This window comes from Paraburkholderia sp. EB58 (assembly GCF_050436665.1).
GTDB lineage: Bacteria > Pseudomonadota > Gammaproteobacteria > Burkholderiales > Burkholderiaceae > Paraburkholderia.
Map to the genome: position 1 here is coordinate 228835 of NZ_JBNDMQ010000007.1, position 15239 is coordinate 244073.

Genomic DNA, 15239 nt, shown 5'->3' on the forward strand with positions numbered 1-15239 from the left:
CCCCCTCTGCGCTACATCACACCTTGCGTGTGCGGATCGGCCGGCACGCCCGCCGCAGCCAAGGCCTCATGCATCGTGCTGAAGATGCACGACGCCTTCACGACCTGAGTAATGCCATGTCGATCCATGTCCGAACGCAGATAGCGATTCACCCGTGCAAACACCACCGTGACGTTCTGCTGCATCAACATCTCCAACAGATCGGTCAGCGAACGCGCCGCCGAATAGTCCAGGTCCGTGATGGCACTCGCATCAACGACGAATGTGCGCACCTTGCCCGGCGCGCGATCGATCAACTGGCGCACGTCTTCGACAAAGAAATGGTCGTTGGCATAGAACAGGTCCGCACCGAAACGGTAGACGATCAACCCCGGCGCAGTCAGCGTGCCGGGTTGCGCGGGCACGGGCTGCCAGCGCCCATCGGAACCGGGCGCCAGCATCATCGTATGCGGCCGGTAGCTGTGGCGCACGTGACGCAGCAACGACAGCGCAACGGCAATCAGAATCCCATGCTCGACGCCGAGCACCACCACCGCAATCGCGGTGAACACGGCCAGCGTAAATTCCCCCGGACTCTCGCGCCGGATCGCCTGCAGACTCTCCACATTGATCAGCCCGATCGCAATGGTAAACACGATGCCGGCCAGCACGCAGTGCGGCAGATACTGCAAATACTTGCTGAAAAACAGCAGCACCACGACCACCACGCCCGCAAACGCCACCTGGGCCAGCTGGCTGCGCGAGCCGGCGCGGTCGGCCATCGCGGTCTGGGTCGGACTGCCGTTGACGACGAATGCGCCGGAGAAGGACGCCACCGTGTTGGCGGCGGCGAGTCCAAGAATGTCGGCGTTCAGGTCGACCTCCTCGTGGTAACGCTGCGCGAAGACGCGCCCAGCGGCCGCGCTCTGCGCAACGATCATCACGAAGCATGATGCGGCCACCGGCAGCAGATCGAGGATCTGGTGCCAGCTCGCGTGCGGCAACTGCAAAGGCGGCAACCCGCCGGCGACGGGGCCGAGAATCGCAATGCCGTGTGCGGAAAACTGGTAGATGTCGCTAGCGGCGATGCTCCCCACCACGGCCAGCAACGGCACCGGCAGGCGCGGCATAAAACGCTTCGCGCCGAGAATGCTCAGCACGACGATCAATGAAATAGCCAGGGTCGGCAGGTTGACCTGCCCGAAACGGCTCACAACCTGCGCCAGTTGCTCGGTACTGTGCGGCGAGGACACGGCAATGCCCAGCATGTCGCCCAGCATAGCGATGCCCACCTGCACGCCCACGCCGGCCAGAAAGCCGACGAGTACGGTGCGCGAGAGAAAGTCAGCTAGGAATCCGAGTTTGAACACGCGAGCCACGAGCAGCAGGATCGCGGTCAGCAAAGCGACCATGCCGGCGAGCGCCACATATTCGCCGCTCGCGATCGGCGCCATGGTGGAGAGCCTGCTGGCGAAAATGGTCGCGGTCGCAGAGTCGGCGGCGACCACCAGATGACGCGACGCGCCGAAAAACGCAAACGCCAGCAGCGGCAGAAACACTGTGTACAGGCCGGTCACAGCCGGCATGCCGGCGATGCGCGCGTAACCAAGTACTTGCGGAATATCCATCGACGCGAGCGAGACGCCGGCCAAGACATCGCGTAGCGCGGCAGCGCGATTCAGAGGAAGGATGCCTTTCAGCAGGCCGAAACGGGTGGCTAATTTTTCTGGAGAATCTTGCATGCAGGGACGTCGTCGCAATCAGGTGGCAATGCCGCATCCTGCCGCGAGTGGGCCCTATAACGCAAGACTCGATTGCCAACCGAAAGGTAAGACCTGCGAAACCAACTAGCGTTTGAGCTGGCCGGTGAGGGGGTCGACGATCCTGGCAAAGCCAAACAATGCAGCGATCCCAAGCGGACAGGTAATCAGAAAAGTGACTAGCATCTTTCACCCCGTAACCAATTATGCCCGCGAGTGTAAAGGATCGACCGTGCTTTTAAATCAGGTAAACCCCGCAAGATACTGTCGCGGGTGACGCACGCGACCCACCTGTCTCCCTTACTGATCTTACGCAGCGGCAGGGTCCGCGTCCTTGAACAATAGGAGGCCTACAAAGGTTACCGCATCGCAAGCCGGCAGCGCAGATCCGCCGAAAAACCCAGGAATTCTGCCGATTGCCCCGCACACCTTATAATCCGGCATGACTCTATTTCCGCTCCAGGCTGCTTGCCCTCAGGCAGCCACGCTCACGCGCCCCGCCGTTCCCCGCTCCACTTCGCTTGCGTCCCCGTGCAACATGCAGGCGGTGGCCGCATGAAAACACCCAAACGCCTCATTCCGCTCGTCGAAGAAGGGCTGATCGACGAAGTCATCAGTCAGTTGATGAGCGGCAAGGAAGCCACCGTCTATGTGGTGCGCAGCGGTGACTCGACCCGTTGCGCGAAGGTCTACAAGGACGCCAAGCAGCGCAGCTTCCGCCAGGCTGCCTCGTACCGCGAAGGTCGTAAGGTCAAGAACAGCCGTGAAGCGCGCGCCCTCGAAAAAGGCAGCCGTTATGGCCGCGAGGTGCAGGAACAGCTCTGGCAGAACGCCGAGGTCGACGCGCTGTTTCGTCTGGCGAATGCCGGCGTGCGCGTGCCACAGCCGTATATCTGCACTGACGGCGTGCTGTTAATGGAACTGGTGACCGATGAGGACGGCAACGTCGCGCCGCGTCTGAACGATGTGGAGATGAGCGAGGCCCGTGCGGTCGAACTGCACGCGCTGCTGCTCAACCAGGTGGTGCGTATGCTGTGCGCCGGCGTGATCCACGGCGATTTGTCCGAGTACAACATCCTGCTCGCCGCTGATGGCCCCGTGATCATCGATCTGCCGCAGGCCGTGGATGCCGCCGGCAATCTCGAAGCCCCGGCGATGCTGGAGCGCGACGTGGACAATCTCGCGACCTACTTCGGCCGCTTTGCGCCGCATCTGCTGAGCGCAAGCTACGGCAAGGAGATCTGGGCGCTGTTCGAAGGCGGCGAACTCAATGTCGACGTGCAACTGACCGGACGTGTCGAACTCGACACCACGCCCGTCGATCTGGAAGCGGTGCTGCAGGAACTGGAGGATACGCGTCTCGACGAAGAGGCGCGCATGCGCCACGAACAGACGCTACGCGACAGCGCCTGAGCGCGCCGGTTCACCTACGCCTTGCTGCGCCGCGTGCGGGTTGATACATCCGGCTGTGCCGGCCTTGACAGCCGGGAGCGGCGCGGCGGCGCTCCCACCGAAGCACGCATCGTCACCGTGACGGGAAACTCGCGGAAGATCTCCCACGCGGTTCCATAGCATTCATTCACCAGCCAGCGCACGGCGTTTTGCGTCAGCTCCGCGGTCGGAATATGCACCGAGGTCAGCGCAGGCGCTGCATAGGCTGCGGAATAGTCGTCGTCATAGCCGATCACCGAGACGTCGCCCGGCACCGAAATGCCCGCCTGCTGAAAGCGCGCGAGAGCGCTCACCGCCATCGTGTCGTTGGCGCAGAACACCGCGGTAAAGGGCTGCTTCGCTTCGATCAGCTTCTGCGCGGCCGCATAGCCCCCTTCCGGCGAGAAGTCCGATTCGATCAGCGGCACATTCGCACGTTCGATCCCATGGCGCGCCAGCTCTGCAAAAAAGCCGTCGATACGCGCCTGATTGTCCGACGCGGTAAACGGCCCCGCAATCACGGCGATGTCCCGATGTCCATGCTCGACTAAGGTGCGCGCAGCCAGTTCGCCGCCGCGCATATGATCCGCACAAAACGACGCTTCCGGCAGTTGCCCGAACGCGCGATTGAGGAACACGATCTTCGGATGCATCTTATGCAGCCGGTTCAGGTCCTCGTCATGCAAATCGTGGCTGATCACGATCACGCCGTCGCAATCGCGGCTAATCAGAAACTCCACCGCTTCCATAGCCTGCTCACGCGGCGACGACTCGCCGCAACCGGTGGCCACCACCACGTGACGGTGCACGGCGCGCAACTCGGCATCGGTCTGCTTGAGGATGGTGCCGTAATACGAGCCGAAAAAGGTTGGCACGAACAGACCGATCATGCCGAGCGATTGCGTCGCCATCGCGCGGCCTATTGACGAAGGGCGGAAGTTCAGCGCCTCGATGGCGGCTTGCACGCGGCGCGCGGCATCGGCCGACACCGGCCCTTTGCCGGAAATCGCCCGCGATGCCGTCGACATACCGACACCAGCCAGCTCCGCCACGTCTTTCAGGGTTGCCACACATGCTCCGTCAAGCCATGCCGTTCAGAGACGGGCGCCACTGGCCTCGTCGAACAGCGAAATATGGGCGCTATCGAGCGAAAAGGAACACGCGTCCCCTAGCGCGATGGGCGACTTGTCCTGATCGATCGACGCGATCTGGGCGCCATGATAATCGAGCCAAATAACCTGGTGGTTGCCCATCGGCTCGACCAGCGATACGTTGCCGCGCTGCGCGAGATCCGCCCCGACGCGCACATCCTCGGGACGCACACCGAGCACGCACGGCAGCGTGGTATCGGGCAACGTTTTGAACGGATAGCGCGACACGTCGAGGTCGAGATGCTCGGTGCGAAAGCGCATGCCTTCCTCGCGGCGCTCGAGCCGCCCTTGCAGCATGTTCATCGCCGGCGAGCCGAGAAAAGTAGCAACAAACAGATTGTCCGGCCGCGCATAGACTTCAGCAGGCGTGCCAATCTGCTGGATCACGCCACCCCGCATCACGGCCATGCGGGTGGCGAGCGTCATCGCCTCCACCTGGTCGTGCGTCACGTAAATCATCGTCGCGCCCAGCCGTTGATGGAGTTGCTTCAGTTCGCGCCGCAATTCGGTGCGCAGTTTGGCGTCGAGATTCGAGAGCGGCTCGTCGAACAGGAACACGTCCGCCTCGCGCACGATTGCGCGGCCAATCGCCACGCGCTGGCGCTGACCGCCGGACAGTTGCGCCGGCTTGCGCTTGAGCAGCGGTCCGAGTTGCAGCATCTCGGAGGCACGCGTCACCCGGCGTTCGATTTCCGCTTTAGGCGTGCCGTTGATACGCAGTGCAAACGACAGATTGCGCTCCACGTTCATGGTCGGATAAAGCGCGTACGACTGGAACACCAGCGAGATGCGGCGATCTTTCGGGTCGGCCCAGGTCATATCCTGGCCACCTATTTCGATGCTGCCGTCGGCGACATCGATCAGTCCCGCAATGCTATGCAGCAAGGTGGATTTACCGCAGCCGGACGGCCCGAGCAGCACGACGAATTCGCCCGCGGTGACATCGAGATCGAGCGCCTCGATGACCGTATTCGCGCCCAGATCGATCCGCAGGTTACGAATCGACACGTTCGATACATTGGTCATGCTCTATCCCTTGACTGCGCCAGAAGCAATGCCGCGCACAAACCAGCGGCCTGAGATGAAGTAGATGGCAAGCGGCACCATCGAGGTCAGAATGGTGGCCGCCATGTTCACGTTGTAGAGACGCTCGCCGGTGGTGGTGTTGATGATGTTGTTCAACTGCACCGTCATCGGCAGGTTTTTGGTGCCTGCGAAGACCAGGCCGAGAATAAAGTCATTCCAGATGCCGGTGACTTGCATGATCACCGCGACCACGATGATCGGCGTGGACATGGGCAGCATCAGTTGCAGAAAGATGCGCCAGAAACCGCCGCCGTCTATCCGCGCTGCCTTGAACAGTTCGAGCGGAATCGACGCATAGTAGTTGCGAAACAGCAGCGTCATGATCGGCATGCCGAAGATCGTATGAATCACCACGATACCCGGCAGCGAGCTGAACAGATGCACGCTAGCCAGCACGCGCACCAGCGGATAGACCATCACCTGCACCGGAATGAAGGCGCCCATCAGCAGGACGGCGAACAATATCCCTGCTCCGCGCGGCCGCCAGAACGACAATGCGTAGCCGTTCACCGCACCGATCGCGATGGACAGAATCGTGCTGGGCACCACAATGCGCACGGAATTCCAGAAGCCGACCTGAATGCCGTTGCAGTCAAGCCCGGTGCACGCCGAGGCCCATGCATCGTGCCACGGCGCGAGCGTGAAATGCAGCGGCAGTGCCAGCAGATTGCCCATGCGGATCTCGGTCATCGGCTTGACCGACGTCACCAGCATCACATAGAGCGGCAACAGGAAGAACAACGCTGCGGTAATCAGGAACGCGTACACGCCAAAACGCGCGGGGGTGAAGTGCCGGCGGCGCCTGGGGGCAGGTCGCGCCGCAGCTCGGACGTTGGGTTGGCCAACTGAAGGGACCGTATTCATCAGACGTCCTTTCGCAAGGCGGCGCGGCTGCGCAGATAAAAGAACGGCGCAAGAATCGCCAGCACGGTGGTCAGCAAAACAATCGAAGCCGCCGAAGCAAGGCCAATATTGGCGCGACCGAACAGATAGTCCATGATGAACTTGGCCGGCACTTCGCTCGCCGTGCCGGGGCCACCCTGCGTCATCGCCACTACCGCGTCGTAGAGTTTGACCACCATCACGAACAGCAGCACGAATGCCGTGGACAGTGAAGTCTTGAGCATCGGCACGACGATACTCGCATAGACCCTCCAGCGCGGAATGCCGTCGATGCGCGCAGCCTTCCAGATCTCGTCGTCAATGCCGCGCAGACCGGCCAGCAACAGGGCCATCACGAGCCCGGATGCCTGCCAGACGGTGGCAATCACGAGCGTATAAACAACCCAGTCCTGATCGACGATCCAGTCGAAGCGTGCGTTCGCAAAGCCGATGCGATGCAACACTTCCTGCACGCCCAGCTCCGGATTGAGAATCCACTGCCAGACAAGACCGGTCGCAACGAACGACATCGCATACGGATACAGGAACACCGTGCGCAACGCGCCCTCCGCCATCACGCGCTGGTCGATGAAGATGGCCAGCAGCAGGCCGATCACCATGCACGCGATGATGAAGCACACCCCATAGATCACGATGTGCTGCAGCGACACCATCCAGCGGTCGTTGTGGAACAACCGCACGTACTGCGTCACGCCGGCGAACTGGTTCGACGGAAAAGTGCGCGACAGCGTGAGCGAAACCCGTGCGGTCCACAGCATGGTGCCGAGATACGCGAAGACGACCGTCGCCACCATCGGCAACAACGCAATCCACGCGGCCAGCGGCCAACGCCGGCCGAGCGGTTTCGACCGCCTCGCCGGTCGTGCCGTGGTGGAGTTCAAGCCGAGCGCGCGCATCGCGGTGCTCAGCTCTTCAGCGCGCTGGCAAAGGCCTTTTGCGCATCTTCGACCGACTCGTTCTTGTTCCAGAAGTTGGTGATGACGTCCGTCAATGCGCCCTGCAGGTCCGGCGAAATCAGCATTTCCGGATTAGGCAACTGGCGCGACTTGTCTTTCATGATCGCAATACCCTCCTTCGCGCAGATATCGAGGCTTGAGGTGTCCACATCCGGACGGATCGGAATCGAGCCTTTCTTTGCGCTAAAAGCGACCTGAGCCTCAGGCGACGTCATGACCGTGGCGAGCAGGTTCTGCGCCTTGATGGCGTTGGCGTTGTCGGTCTTCGGAAACACGAAGACGTCGCCGGCCACCATGTACGGCGATTTCGGACCGAAGCCCGGGAAGCAGCCGAAGTCCTTTCCAGCCACCTGATTGGCCGCCGAGAACTCGCCCTTCGCCCAGTCACCCATCACCTGCATGCCGGCTTTGCCCGAAATCACCAGTGCCGTCGCGTCATTCCAGTTGCGGCCCGGTGAACCCGCATCCACGTAGTTGTGCAAGCGCTTGAAAGTAGCCAGCACGTTCTTGAAGGCAGCCGAGTTGACGGCGTTCTGATCGCGGTCGCGGTAGACCTTCATATAGAGGTCCGTGCCGCCTACATCGGCAAACACAGCGTCGAAAGTGATTTTCTCTTGCCACGCCTGGCCGCCGAGCGCGAGCGGGATATAGCCGGCCGCTTTCAGCTTGTCGAGATCGGTGAACAGTTCATCGAAAGTCTGCGGTTCGCCTGCAATGCCGGCTTTCTTGAACGCCGGCTTCGAATAGAAGAACCAGTCCTGCATGTGAATATCGACGGGCGCAGCGTAAAAGTGCCCGTTGACCTTGATCGAATCGAGAATCGACTGCGGGAAAATTGCGTTCCAGTTTTCTTTGGCCGCCACCGAGTCGACGTTGTTCAGCATGCCCTGATCGATCAGGTCATGAAACTGCTTAGAGGTGTTGAACTGCGCTGCGGTGGGTGGATCGCCACCGACGATCCGGTTGATCGCGGTGGAGCGCGCCTGATCGGCGCCGGCCACCGCGTTGTCGACCCATAGGCCGCCGGCCTTGTTATAGGCATCCGCGAACTGGCGGATGGCGGCCGATTCGCCGCCCGATGTCCACCAGTGGATCACGTTGGCCTTCAACGGGTCGGCATGGGCCACCACACCATTGAGCGCGAGCGCCAGAGCAATACCGCTCAAGAGTTTCCTTCTGCTGTGCATTCCGTCTCCTCCAGGCTTTACGCCTTTGTTTCAGGTGGATATACAAACCAGCTCTACATATTCGGTTGCGGTACTCAGTTGCGTTCCTTCCGCTCCGCGAGAAACTTTGCGATCAATTCGGCACTGCGTTTGACGGTGCGTTTCTGTGTTTCGTAGTCCACATGCACCACGCCGAAACGCCGTTCATAACCGAACGCCCACTCGAAGTTGTCCATCAACGACCAGACGAAATACCCGCGAATATCAACGCCCTCCTTGATCGCGCTATCTACTGCGGCAAGGTGGCGCTTAAGGAAGGAAATGCGTTGCGGATCGTCGACGCGGCCCTCGATCACCTTGTCGTCCGACGCCATGCCATTCTCGGTGATATAGATGGGAGGCAGGTTCGGATAGGTCCTCTTAAAGCCGATCAGCAGATCGCGCAAGCCATCCGGATGGACTTCCCAGCCCATCTGCGTGCGCTCCACGCCTTCCAGTGGGACGTCGGTAAAACCGTGTCCGCCGTCGCTCTTCACGTTGGTACGGAAGTAGTAATTGATGCCGAGGAAGTCGAGCGGTGCGGAGATCGTCTTCAGGTCGCCGTCCAGCACCAGCGGTTCGGTGCCGGGCCAGAGCTCGAAGAGATCCTCGGGATACGCGCCTTTGAGCAGCGGATCGAGAATCCACGCGTTGTGCTGCACCTCGAACAGATGCGCCGCGCGCTGATCTTCGGCACTTGCGGAATTCGCCGTGCCCCTGCCGACGTTCGCGACGATGCCTTTCTTCGAAGCCGGATCGTTCGCGTGCAGCACCGAGATCGCCAAACCGTGCGCAAGCAGCAGATGATGCATGGCCTGCGTGGCATAGCGTCCGTTCGCGAGTCCCGGCGCGTGATGACCGTTGCCGTAGCCCAGAAACGCCGAGCACCACGGCTCGTTGAGCGTCATCCATGCATCGACCTGGCCCGCGAGTTCGCGGCTCATCAAATCGGCATAATCGGCAAAGCGATACGCGGTGTCACGATTGAGCCAGCCGCCGCGATCCTCGAGATGCTGCGGCAAGTCCCAGTGGTACAGCGTGACGAAGGTCTTGAGGCCCTTCTCCTGAAGGCGGCCGAGCAGCCGCTTGTAGAAGTCGAGCCCTTTCTGGTTCGGCCGGCCCCCTTCGTCCATGACGCGCGGCCAGGCGATCGAGAGGCGGTAGGCTTCGAAGTTGAGCGCCGTCAGCAGGTCGAAGTCAGCTTCCCAGCGATGGTAGTGATCGCAGGCCACCTCGCCTGTGTCGCCTGCCAGTACTTTGCCGGGGGTCGCAGAGAAGGTGTCCCAGATCGACGGCAGACGGCCGTCCTCGTGAACGGCCCCCTCGATCTGGTAAGACGCGGTAGCCGCGCCGAGCAGGAACTGCTTGCGCCAGAGCGCGGAATCGGCCGCTGGCGAGAACGGATCACCGTTCAGATCTTGGAATGGAGCGGATGCGTTTGCCACGGATTCTCCTTGTGTCGACCGGAGTGAGTGTTTCCGCACCTACTCCGGCCCCATGCAACGTAGTTGCTCGAGGTCGTTGAACCGGTTGCGCAGAAGCGGAGTGGAAGCGCTTCCACAAGACCTGCGAACAATAGCAGCGGCCAATTCCATGCAGCAATCAGGGTTTGTCTGGATGGGGGTGCGGGGTGGGTGACATAACTCGACATAATTGAAGCGTGGAGTTCAAAAGTTCATTCCTCCATACTCGCCTCTGCTGCCGGTGCACCTGCAAAACGTGCCTGAGAACAGCAGGTGTATCACGCATGAATGAGATCGAAGATGAATTGTCATCCTACGGTTTCGCAATCATCGGACGATACGTTTAAGCGAGTGACGACACAAACGTGTCAGGACAGGATAAACATGTTGAATTCAATTCGATTCGTAGCCAGCAAAGGCGCGCGCGGTGCTTCGGCGGCAGTGATAGTTCTTTGCGCTTTGCTGGCAGGGTGTGCCGGCGGCGTCAGCAATACCGCCCAGTATTCGGCCCAACCGCAAGTGCGCCCGGATAACATTTACGTCTATTCGTTCGATAGCACTCCGAACCAGGTGAAGCTCGACAACGGCGGCGTGATCCAGAAAATGACGTCACAGTTCGATGGCACATCGACCGCACAAAAGCAGGCTCAGGAAGCGGCTGAAGTCCGCGAGCAAGTGGCCAACGAGATCGTGCGCCAGTTGCAATCCATGGGTCTGCGCGCCATCCGCTCGGATGTGCCGGCACCGGCGGATCAAAACGTGTTGCTCGTACAAGGCAAGTTCGACACCATCGATTCGGGCAACCGTCGCCGCCGGATTTTGATTGGGCTCGGTGCGGGCAAGAGCGAACTCAGCACGTCGGTTCAGTTGCTGTATAAACCTGCCGGCGGCGCGCCGCGCCTCGTGCAAAGTTTCGATGCGAGCGCAGACAGCGGCAAAATGCCTGGCATCGCGGAAACCGCAGGTGTCGGCGCAGCGGCCGGCCATCTTGCGACATCGGCCGCGGCAGGCGCCGGGTTGCACGGCGTATCGGAGACCAGGCACGGCGGTGCAGCGGGCAATGCCAAGAAGCTGGCGGAATCCATCGCCAAACAAGTGGCGGAGATCGGCAAATCGCAAGGCTGGATGCCCGCCGAGCGCACCAAGGGATAGTCTGTCTGGTCGACGCCCTGGTTCGGCATGGGCATCGACCCACCCCAACAACACCACTCTCATTTTTCCGCCACGGGCGCGGATTTTAGCGCGATGTTTACACCGAGGGGTCTACTCTAGTTACTGTGTTGAACAACCACAGCAGCGATTACACCTCTCATGGCTCTTCCTCTGTCACTCCAGGTCTTTGACGCTGGACCGCAACGTGCGCAACCCGTCTCACGCCACAACGTCATCCCCTTCCCTTCGTCGCGCGTGCAGTTGCCGGTAACCCTCCTCGGCGTATCCGCGGACGATGCGCGGGTCCAACTCAAAACGCTGCTGCACTCGCCTTTGGGCGTCTATGTCGTCAGCGCCGAGGTCGTACGCGACCATGTTCATCTGAACCTCGATATTGCTCCCGACGACCTCGACTTCACGATGCACACACTGATTACGACGCTCCCGTATGCCATGATCGGGCCGGTCAAGCGCCGCCATGCCGGCAAGGAGGCACGCTAATCATGTATTCAGGAATCTGGTTGCCGCTCGTCACGCCCATGCGCAACGGCGAAGTCGATATCGACGCGCTACAGCATCTGGCGGACTACTATTCGCGCACTGAGATCAGCGGCATTGTGGCGCTGGGCACAACCGGCGAAGCCGCCTTGCTGTCGGAAACCGAGCGCGTCACGGTGCTGCAGGCCATTACCGACGTGGTCGGCAGCCGTTTGCCGGTACTTGTGGGTGTCGGCGGGTCGGATACGCGTGAGGTCATCCGCGAGCTTCGGCGCTATGAGCATTGGGATTGCGCCGGCTATCTGGTTTCGCCGCCGTCCTATATTTGCCCGGACCAGGCCGGCGTGCAATGGCACTTCGAACAGGTTGCGCTCGCAACCGACCGTTCGATCGTGCTGTACGACGTGCCGCATCGCACCGGCGTGGCTATCGCGCCGGACACGGTCGCGCGCCTCACCGAGTATGACAACATCGTTGCGATCAAGGAATGCGTGAAGGATCACTTCGACAAGCTGCGCAGCGTGCCGATCAGCCTGCTGTGCGGCACCGACGATGCCTTCCTGGACTGCATCAGTCAGGGCGGCGCGGGCGGCGTTCTGGCGAGCGCGCATGTTTGCGCGGATCTGCTGATCGAAGTGCAGGAACTCGCTGAAACCCATTGCATGGAGCAGGCCCAGGCACTCTTCACGAGCTTGCAGCCCGTGCTGCGGCTGTTGTTCTCTGCCCCCAATCCGTCTGCCGTTAAGGCCATGCTCGCGTTCGACCATCCCATGACGGACGAAACGCGCATGCCGATTTCACGCGCTTCCGCAGAACTTGTGGCGCGCCTCAGCGAGGCTCGCGAGGTCCTGCAGGATTTGCGCGCGGAGTTTGCTGGGGTCACGCATTAGGCTCGAGTCTGTCGTGGCGCGGCTGATGTCGCGCCTTTAAGGATGGCTAACAACTAGCGGGGCCCATCACCTCAATGTGATGGGCCCCGCTAGCTTTGAGCTTTGACTTTCGGCCTTGACGGTCCAAGACAATCAAGCCGCCGCGCCATACTCCACAAAAAGCTGGCACACCGCATGCGCATCGTCACAGGCATGCAGTTGCTGGCGGAACTGATGGTCACAAAAACGCTCCGCCACGTCCGCTAGCAGCCGCAAATGTGTCGTATTCGCCCATTTCGGCACGAGCAGCGCGACGATATCGGTGACGGGCTTGCCATCCGGTGCGTCGAACGCGATCGGTGTGGCGGGCCGGACGTACAGGACCATGGCCTCGCGCAGGCCCTTGATCTGACCGTGCGGAACAGCCACGCCTTGCCCCAGTCCGGTCGAACCGAGCGCTTCACGCGCCGCCAGTCCCGCGGTTACGGCCGCAGCCGGCAGCGCATAGCGTTGTTCGAAGAAGCGGCCGAGTTCAACGAACAGGGCCTCGCGGTTCGCCACGTCCAAACCGAGCAGGACATGGTCGCGCGACATCAATTGAGCGATCGCGCCGCCGACAATCGCGGGATCGGCCTCGGCGACTGCCGCCTCATCTGCTTCATCGGGCGCATTGACGCGCGGCGCGGACTCCGCATGCATCAAGCCGCGCCAGCTATCGGTGGGCGCGTCCGGCACTTCAAAGAGTTGGCCTAATTCCGCTGTCGGCGCAATGTGCGCGACTCGCTGGATCGCTCCATTGACCGCTGTCTTGGGCATATAGAGCGACAGCCGCACGCGACCCGTTCCGGGCAGCGGTGCGACGCGAATGGTCCATGGCTGGTCGCCGCAGTCGCGTATCAGCGCCTGGCGCAAAGGTGTGGCGTGTTGCGCGTCGAGCGTCACGTGCATCATCACGTTGCGGCTCGCCGTGGTATGTGACCGGGGTCGAGCCGCGCTCTTGCCGGATCCGAGAAAAGCCCGCAGGCTTGTCATTGGGTGCGTCATATCGCCCCTCGCTTCGTTTGCTTGATGTCAGGCTACACGAATTGGCGTCAAGCTCGCGTAAAAATATTCGGCATGTGCCAAGCGCTTTTCCCGTCGCGCTCACAGCGAGCAAACACGACCGGAAAAGCGTTCGAAGAGCATGCCGCCTGTCTCAGAGGCCGAGAATGCGCCGGGCTTCGAGTTCAGCCAATGCCAGCGCAGCGTCCGAGCTGCGCATGGGTCGGCCGCAGCCGCGTCCTGTGATTTGTTGCAGCGTTTTGCTATCACGCGTAGTGGTCACACGGAGCGCGCCTTTGAACATCTGGCCCGGAGCGGGAAACACGCAGGCCTCTACGGTCATGTTTCCCTTGGTTTGTTTGAACGCCATACGATTTCCTATACTGTTGAGCGCGCCGTCATAGCGCGGTGCGCTTTGCTGCTTTGCCTCAATGCGCCGCACCGTTGATCGCGAGACCCGCGGGGCGTGCTTCGAAGCGATACTGCAAATGCTTCGGATAGTGCGGGTCCACTTCACGCACCAAGCGGTCGATTTCGCGCCCGAGTTCGCCGCAGCCTTCAACCCCAAGCAACTGCATGGCTTTCGCGATTCCCTCGCCGAACTTTTCGACCATGAGTGCCGCCAGCGCCGGCGTTTCTACGCCCCGCGCGACATCGCTGAGGCGATTCTCCGCATAGCGCCGGATCTCCATGATCAACGCCTTGATCTCGTCACTTTTCATTGTTTTCGAGCCTCCACTGTTGGCCGCCGCGCTGGAGTGCGGCACATACAACGCCATCGCCATGCTCAGCGGCGACAGGGTCACCCACATTTAGAACTCCGAATGCTTTAACGAGTCCATCATGATGCTTCTATTTCAGCACATACCGTGTCAAGAACCCGCAAAACCGCACGAAATCGGTGCAAAGATTGTGTAATGATCCGCAGTGTCAAGGTTCTACCCGGCTGGCAAGTCCTCGACACCGATCAGCCGGTAGCCCACCCCACTCTCCGTGACGATGTACTCAGGCTGCGCCGGGTCGCATTCGAGCTTCTGGCGCAGGTGCCCCATGTAAATGCGCAGGTAATGGTAGTTGTCGGCGCGAGACGGCCCCCATACTTCCTGGAAGAGCTGGTGGTGAGTCAGCACCCTTCCTGGATGCCGCGCGAGCGCAGACAGCAAGCGGTATTCAATGGGACTCAGATGCACGGTCTCGCTGCCGCGCACGACCCGTCTCTCGCCCAGATCGAGCGTGACGGCGCCAAAGCGAACTTGCGACAAGCCCGACCGGCGGTCACGGGCTTGCCGGCGCAAATGGGCCCGAATCCGCGCCATCAATTCCGGTAATCCGAATGGCTTGGTCAGGTAGTCGTCTGCGCCGGCGTCGAGCGCCCTCACCTTGTCTTCTTCCCGGCTGCGCGCCGACAGCACAATCACGGGCACCGTCGACCATGCGCGTAGCTCCCGGATCATCTCCGTGCCGTCCATATCCGGCAGGCTGAGATCGGCGATGACGAGGTCGGGCAGCCGCGTTGCAGCCTGTGCTAGCCCTTGTAACCCGGTGCTGGCTTCGAAGACCGCCATGCCCTCTGCCTCCAGCGCAGCACGGACAAAACGGCGAAGATTTTTCTCGTCGTCGATCAGGACAACGGTCATGGTCGGCTCGCTCATGGTTCTAATTGAGCTCGGCGAGCCACATCATCAAGTTCAAGACGAGCCCCATTTTTATAAGCAACATCACCCGACACAGTCGATTAAACGAAG

Annotated in this window: 15 protein-coding genes; 4 read left to right on the plus strand and 11 right to left on the minus strand. The window is 61.2% G+C overall.

The window, feature by feature from the left end; translation table 11 throughout:
* Nucleotides 1-11: 11 nt before the first annotated feature.
* Nucleotides 12-1721 carry a SulP family inorganic anion transporter gene (locus P3T40_RS13095; protein WP_429268119.1) on the minus strand — a complete coding sequence of 570 codons (1710 nt, stop codon included), beginning with the start codon at nucleotides 1719-1721 and terminating at the stop codon, nucleotides 12-14.
* Between the two features lie 573 nt (nucleotides 1722-2294).
* On the opposite strand from P3T40_RS13095, the gene P3T40_RS13100 reads away from it, so the two are divergent.
* Nucleotides 2295-3152, plus strand: a complete 858-nt coding sequence (locus tag P3T40_RS13100) for a PA4780 family RIO1-like protein kinase (RefSeq protein WP_429268120.1) — start codon at nucleotides 2295-2297, stop codon at nucleotides 3150-3152.
* A gap of 14 nt (nucleotides 3153-3166) precedes the next feature.
* Here the strand turns inward: P3T40_RS13100 and P3T40_RS13105 are convergent, their stop codons facing one another.
* The 6 genes from P3T40_RS13105 to P3T40_RS13130 all read right to left on the minus strand — a co-directional run bounded on the left by P3T40_RS13105 (nucleotide 3167) and on the right by P3T40_RS13130 (nucleotide 9916).
* Nucleotides 3167-4240: a LacI family DNA-binding transcriptional regulator gene (locus P3T40_RS13105; protein WP_429268121.1), complete on the minus strand. Its 1074-nt coding sequence runs from the start codon at nucleotides 4238-4240 to the stop codon at nucleotides 3167-3169.
* A 24-nt stretch (nucleotides 4241-4264) separates the two neighbouring features.
* Nucleotides 4265-5347 carry an ABC transporter ATP-binding protein gene (locus tag P3T40_RS13110; RefSeq protein WP_429268122.1) on the minus strand — a complete coding sequence of 361 codons (1083 nt, stop codon included), beginning with the start codon at nucleotides 5345-5347 and terminating at the stop codon, nucleotides 4265-4267.
* A gap of 3 nt (nucleotides 5348-5350) precedes the next feature.
* Nucleotides 5351-6271 (minus strand): carbohydrate ABC transporter permease, encoded by a 921-nt coding sequence (locus tag P3T40_RS13115; RefSeq protein WP_429268123.1) that lies wholly within the window; start codon nucleotides 6269-6271, stop codon nucleotides 5351-5353.
* Nucleotides 6271-7206 carry a carbohydrate ABC transporter permease gene (locus tag P3T40_RS13120; protein WP_429268124.1) on the minus strand — a complete coding sequence of 312 codons (936 nt, stop codon included), beginning with the start codon at nucleotides 7204-7206 and terminating at the stop codon, nucleotides 6271-6273. The genes P3T40_RS13115 and P3T40_RS13120 overlap by 1 nt, the downstream gene beginning before the upstream one ends.
* 8 nt (nucleotides 7207-7214) lie before the next feature.
* Nucleotides 7215-8453 carry an ABC transporter substrate-binding protein gene (locus tag P3T40_RS13125; protein WP_429268125.1) on the minus strand — a complete coding sequence of 413 codons (1239 nt, stop codon included), beginning with the start codon at nucleotides 8451-8453 and terminating at the stop codon, nucleotides 7215-7217.
* Between the two features lie 74 nt (nucleotides 8454-8527).
* On the minus strand, nucleotides 8528-9916 hold the full coding sequence (locus tag P3T40_RS13130) for a GH1 family beta-glucosidase (RefSeq protein WP_429268126.1): 1389 nt from the start codon (nucleotides 9914-9916) through the stop codon (nucleotides 8528-8530).
* Nucleotides 9917-10318: 402 nt separating this feature from the next.
* Here P3T40_RS13130 and P3T40_RS13135 point away from each other — a divergent pair, with 402 nt between their 5' ends.
* From P3T40_RS13135 to P3T40_RS13145, 3 genes are all read left to right on the plus strand, one after another.
* Nucleotides 10319-11086 (plus strand): DUF4410 domain-containing protein, encoded by a 768-nt coding sequence (locus tag P3T40_RS13135; protein ID WP_429268127.1) that lies wholly within the window; start codon nucleotides 10319-10321, stop codon nucleotides 11084-11086.
* 159 nt (nucleotides 11087-11245) lie between these two features.
* Complete coding sequence (locus P3T40_RS13140; protein ID WP_429268128.1) at nucleotides 11246-11587, plus strand: hypothetical protein; 342 nt, start codon at nucleotides 11246-11248, stop codon at nucleotides 11585-11587.
* A gap of 2 nt (nucleotides 11588-11589) precedes the next feature.
* Nucleotides 11590-12474: a 4-hydroxy-tetrahydrodipicolinate synthase family protein gene (locus P3T40_RS13145; protein WP_429268129.1), complete on the plus strand. Its 885-nt coding sequence runs from the start codon at nucleotides 11590-11592 to the stop codon at nucleotides 12472-12474.
* A 132-nt stretch (nucleotides 12475-12606) separates the two neighbouring features.
* On the opposite strand, the gene P3T40_RS13150 is transcribed toward P3T40_RS13145, so the two are convergent.
* From P3T40_RS13150 to P3T40_RS13165, 4 genes are all read right to left on the minus strand, one after another.
* Nucleotides 12607-13497, minus strand: coding sequence for a PTS sugar transporter subunit IIA (locus P3T40_RS13150; protein ID WP_429268130.1), 891 nt, complete (start codon nucleotides 13495-13497; stop codon nucleotides 12607-12609).
* Nucleotides 13498-13648: 151 nt separating this feature from the next.
* The gene (locus P3T40_RS13155; protein ID WP_429268131.1) at nucleotides 13649-13864 is read right to left on the minus strand and encodes a hypothetical protein; all 216 of its coding nucleotides are present in this window, start codon (nucleotides 13862-13864) and stop codon (nucleotides 13649-13651) included.
* Nucleotides 13865-13922: 58 nt separating this feature from the next.
* Nucleotides 13923-14306 (minus strand): hypothetical protein, encoded by a 384-nt coding sequence (locus tag P3T40_RS13160; RefSeq protein ID WP_429268132.1) that lies wholly within the window; start codon nucleotides 14304-14306, stop codon nucleotides 13923-13925.
* A 126-nt stretch (nucleotides 14307-14432) separates the two neighbouring features.
* Complete coding sequence (locus P3T40_RS13165; RefSeq protein WP_429268133.1) at nucleotides 14433-15146, minus strand: response regulator; 714 nt, start codon at nucleotides 15144-15146, stop codon at nucleotides 14433-14435.
* Between the last annotated feature and the right edge of the window lie 93 nt (nucleotides 15147-15239).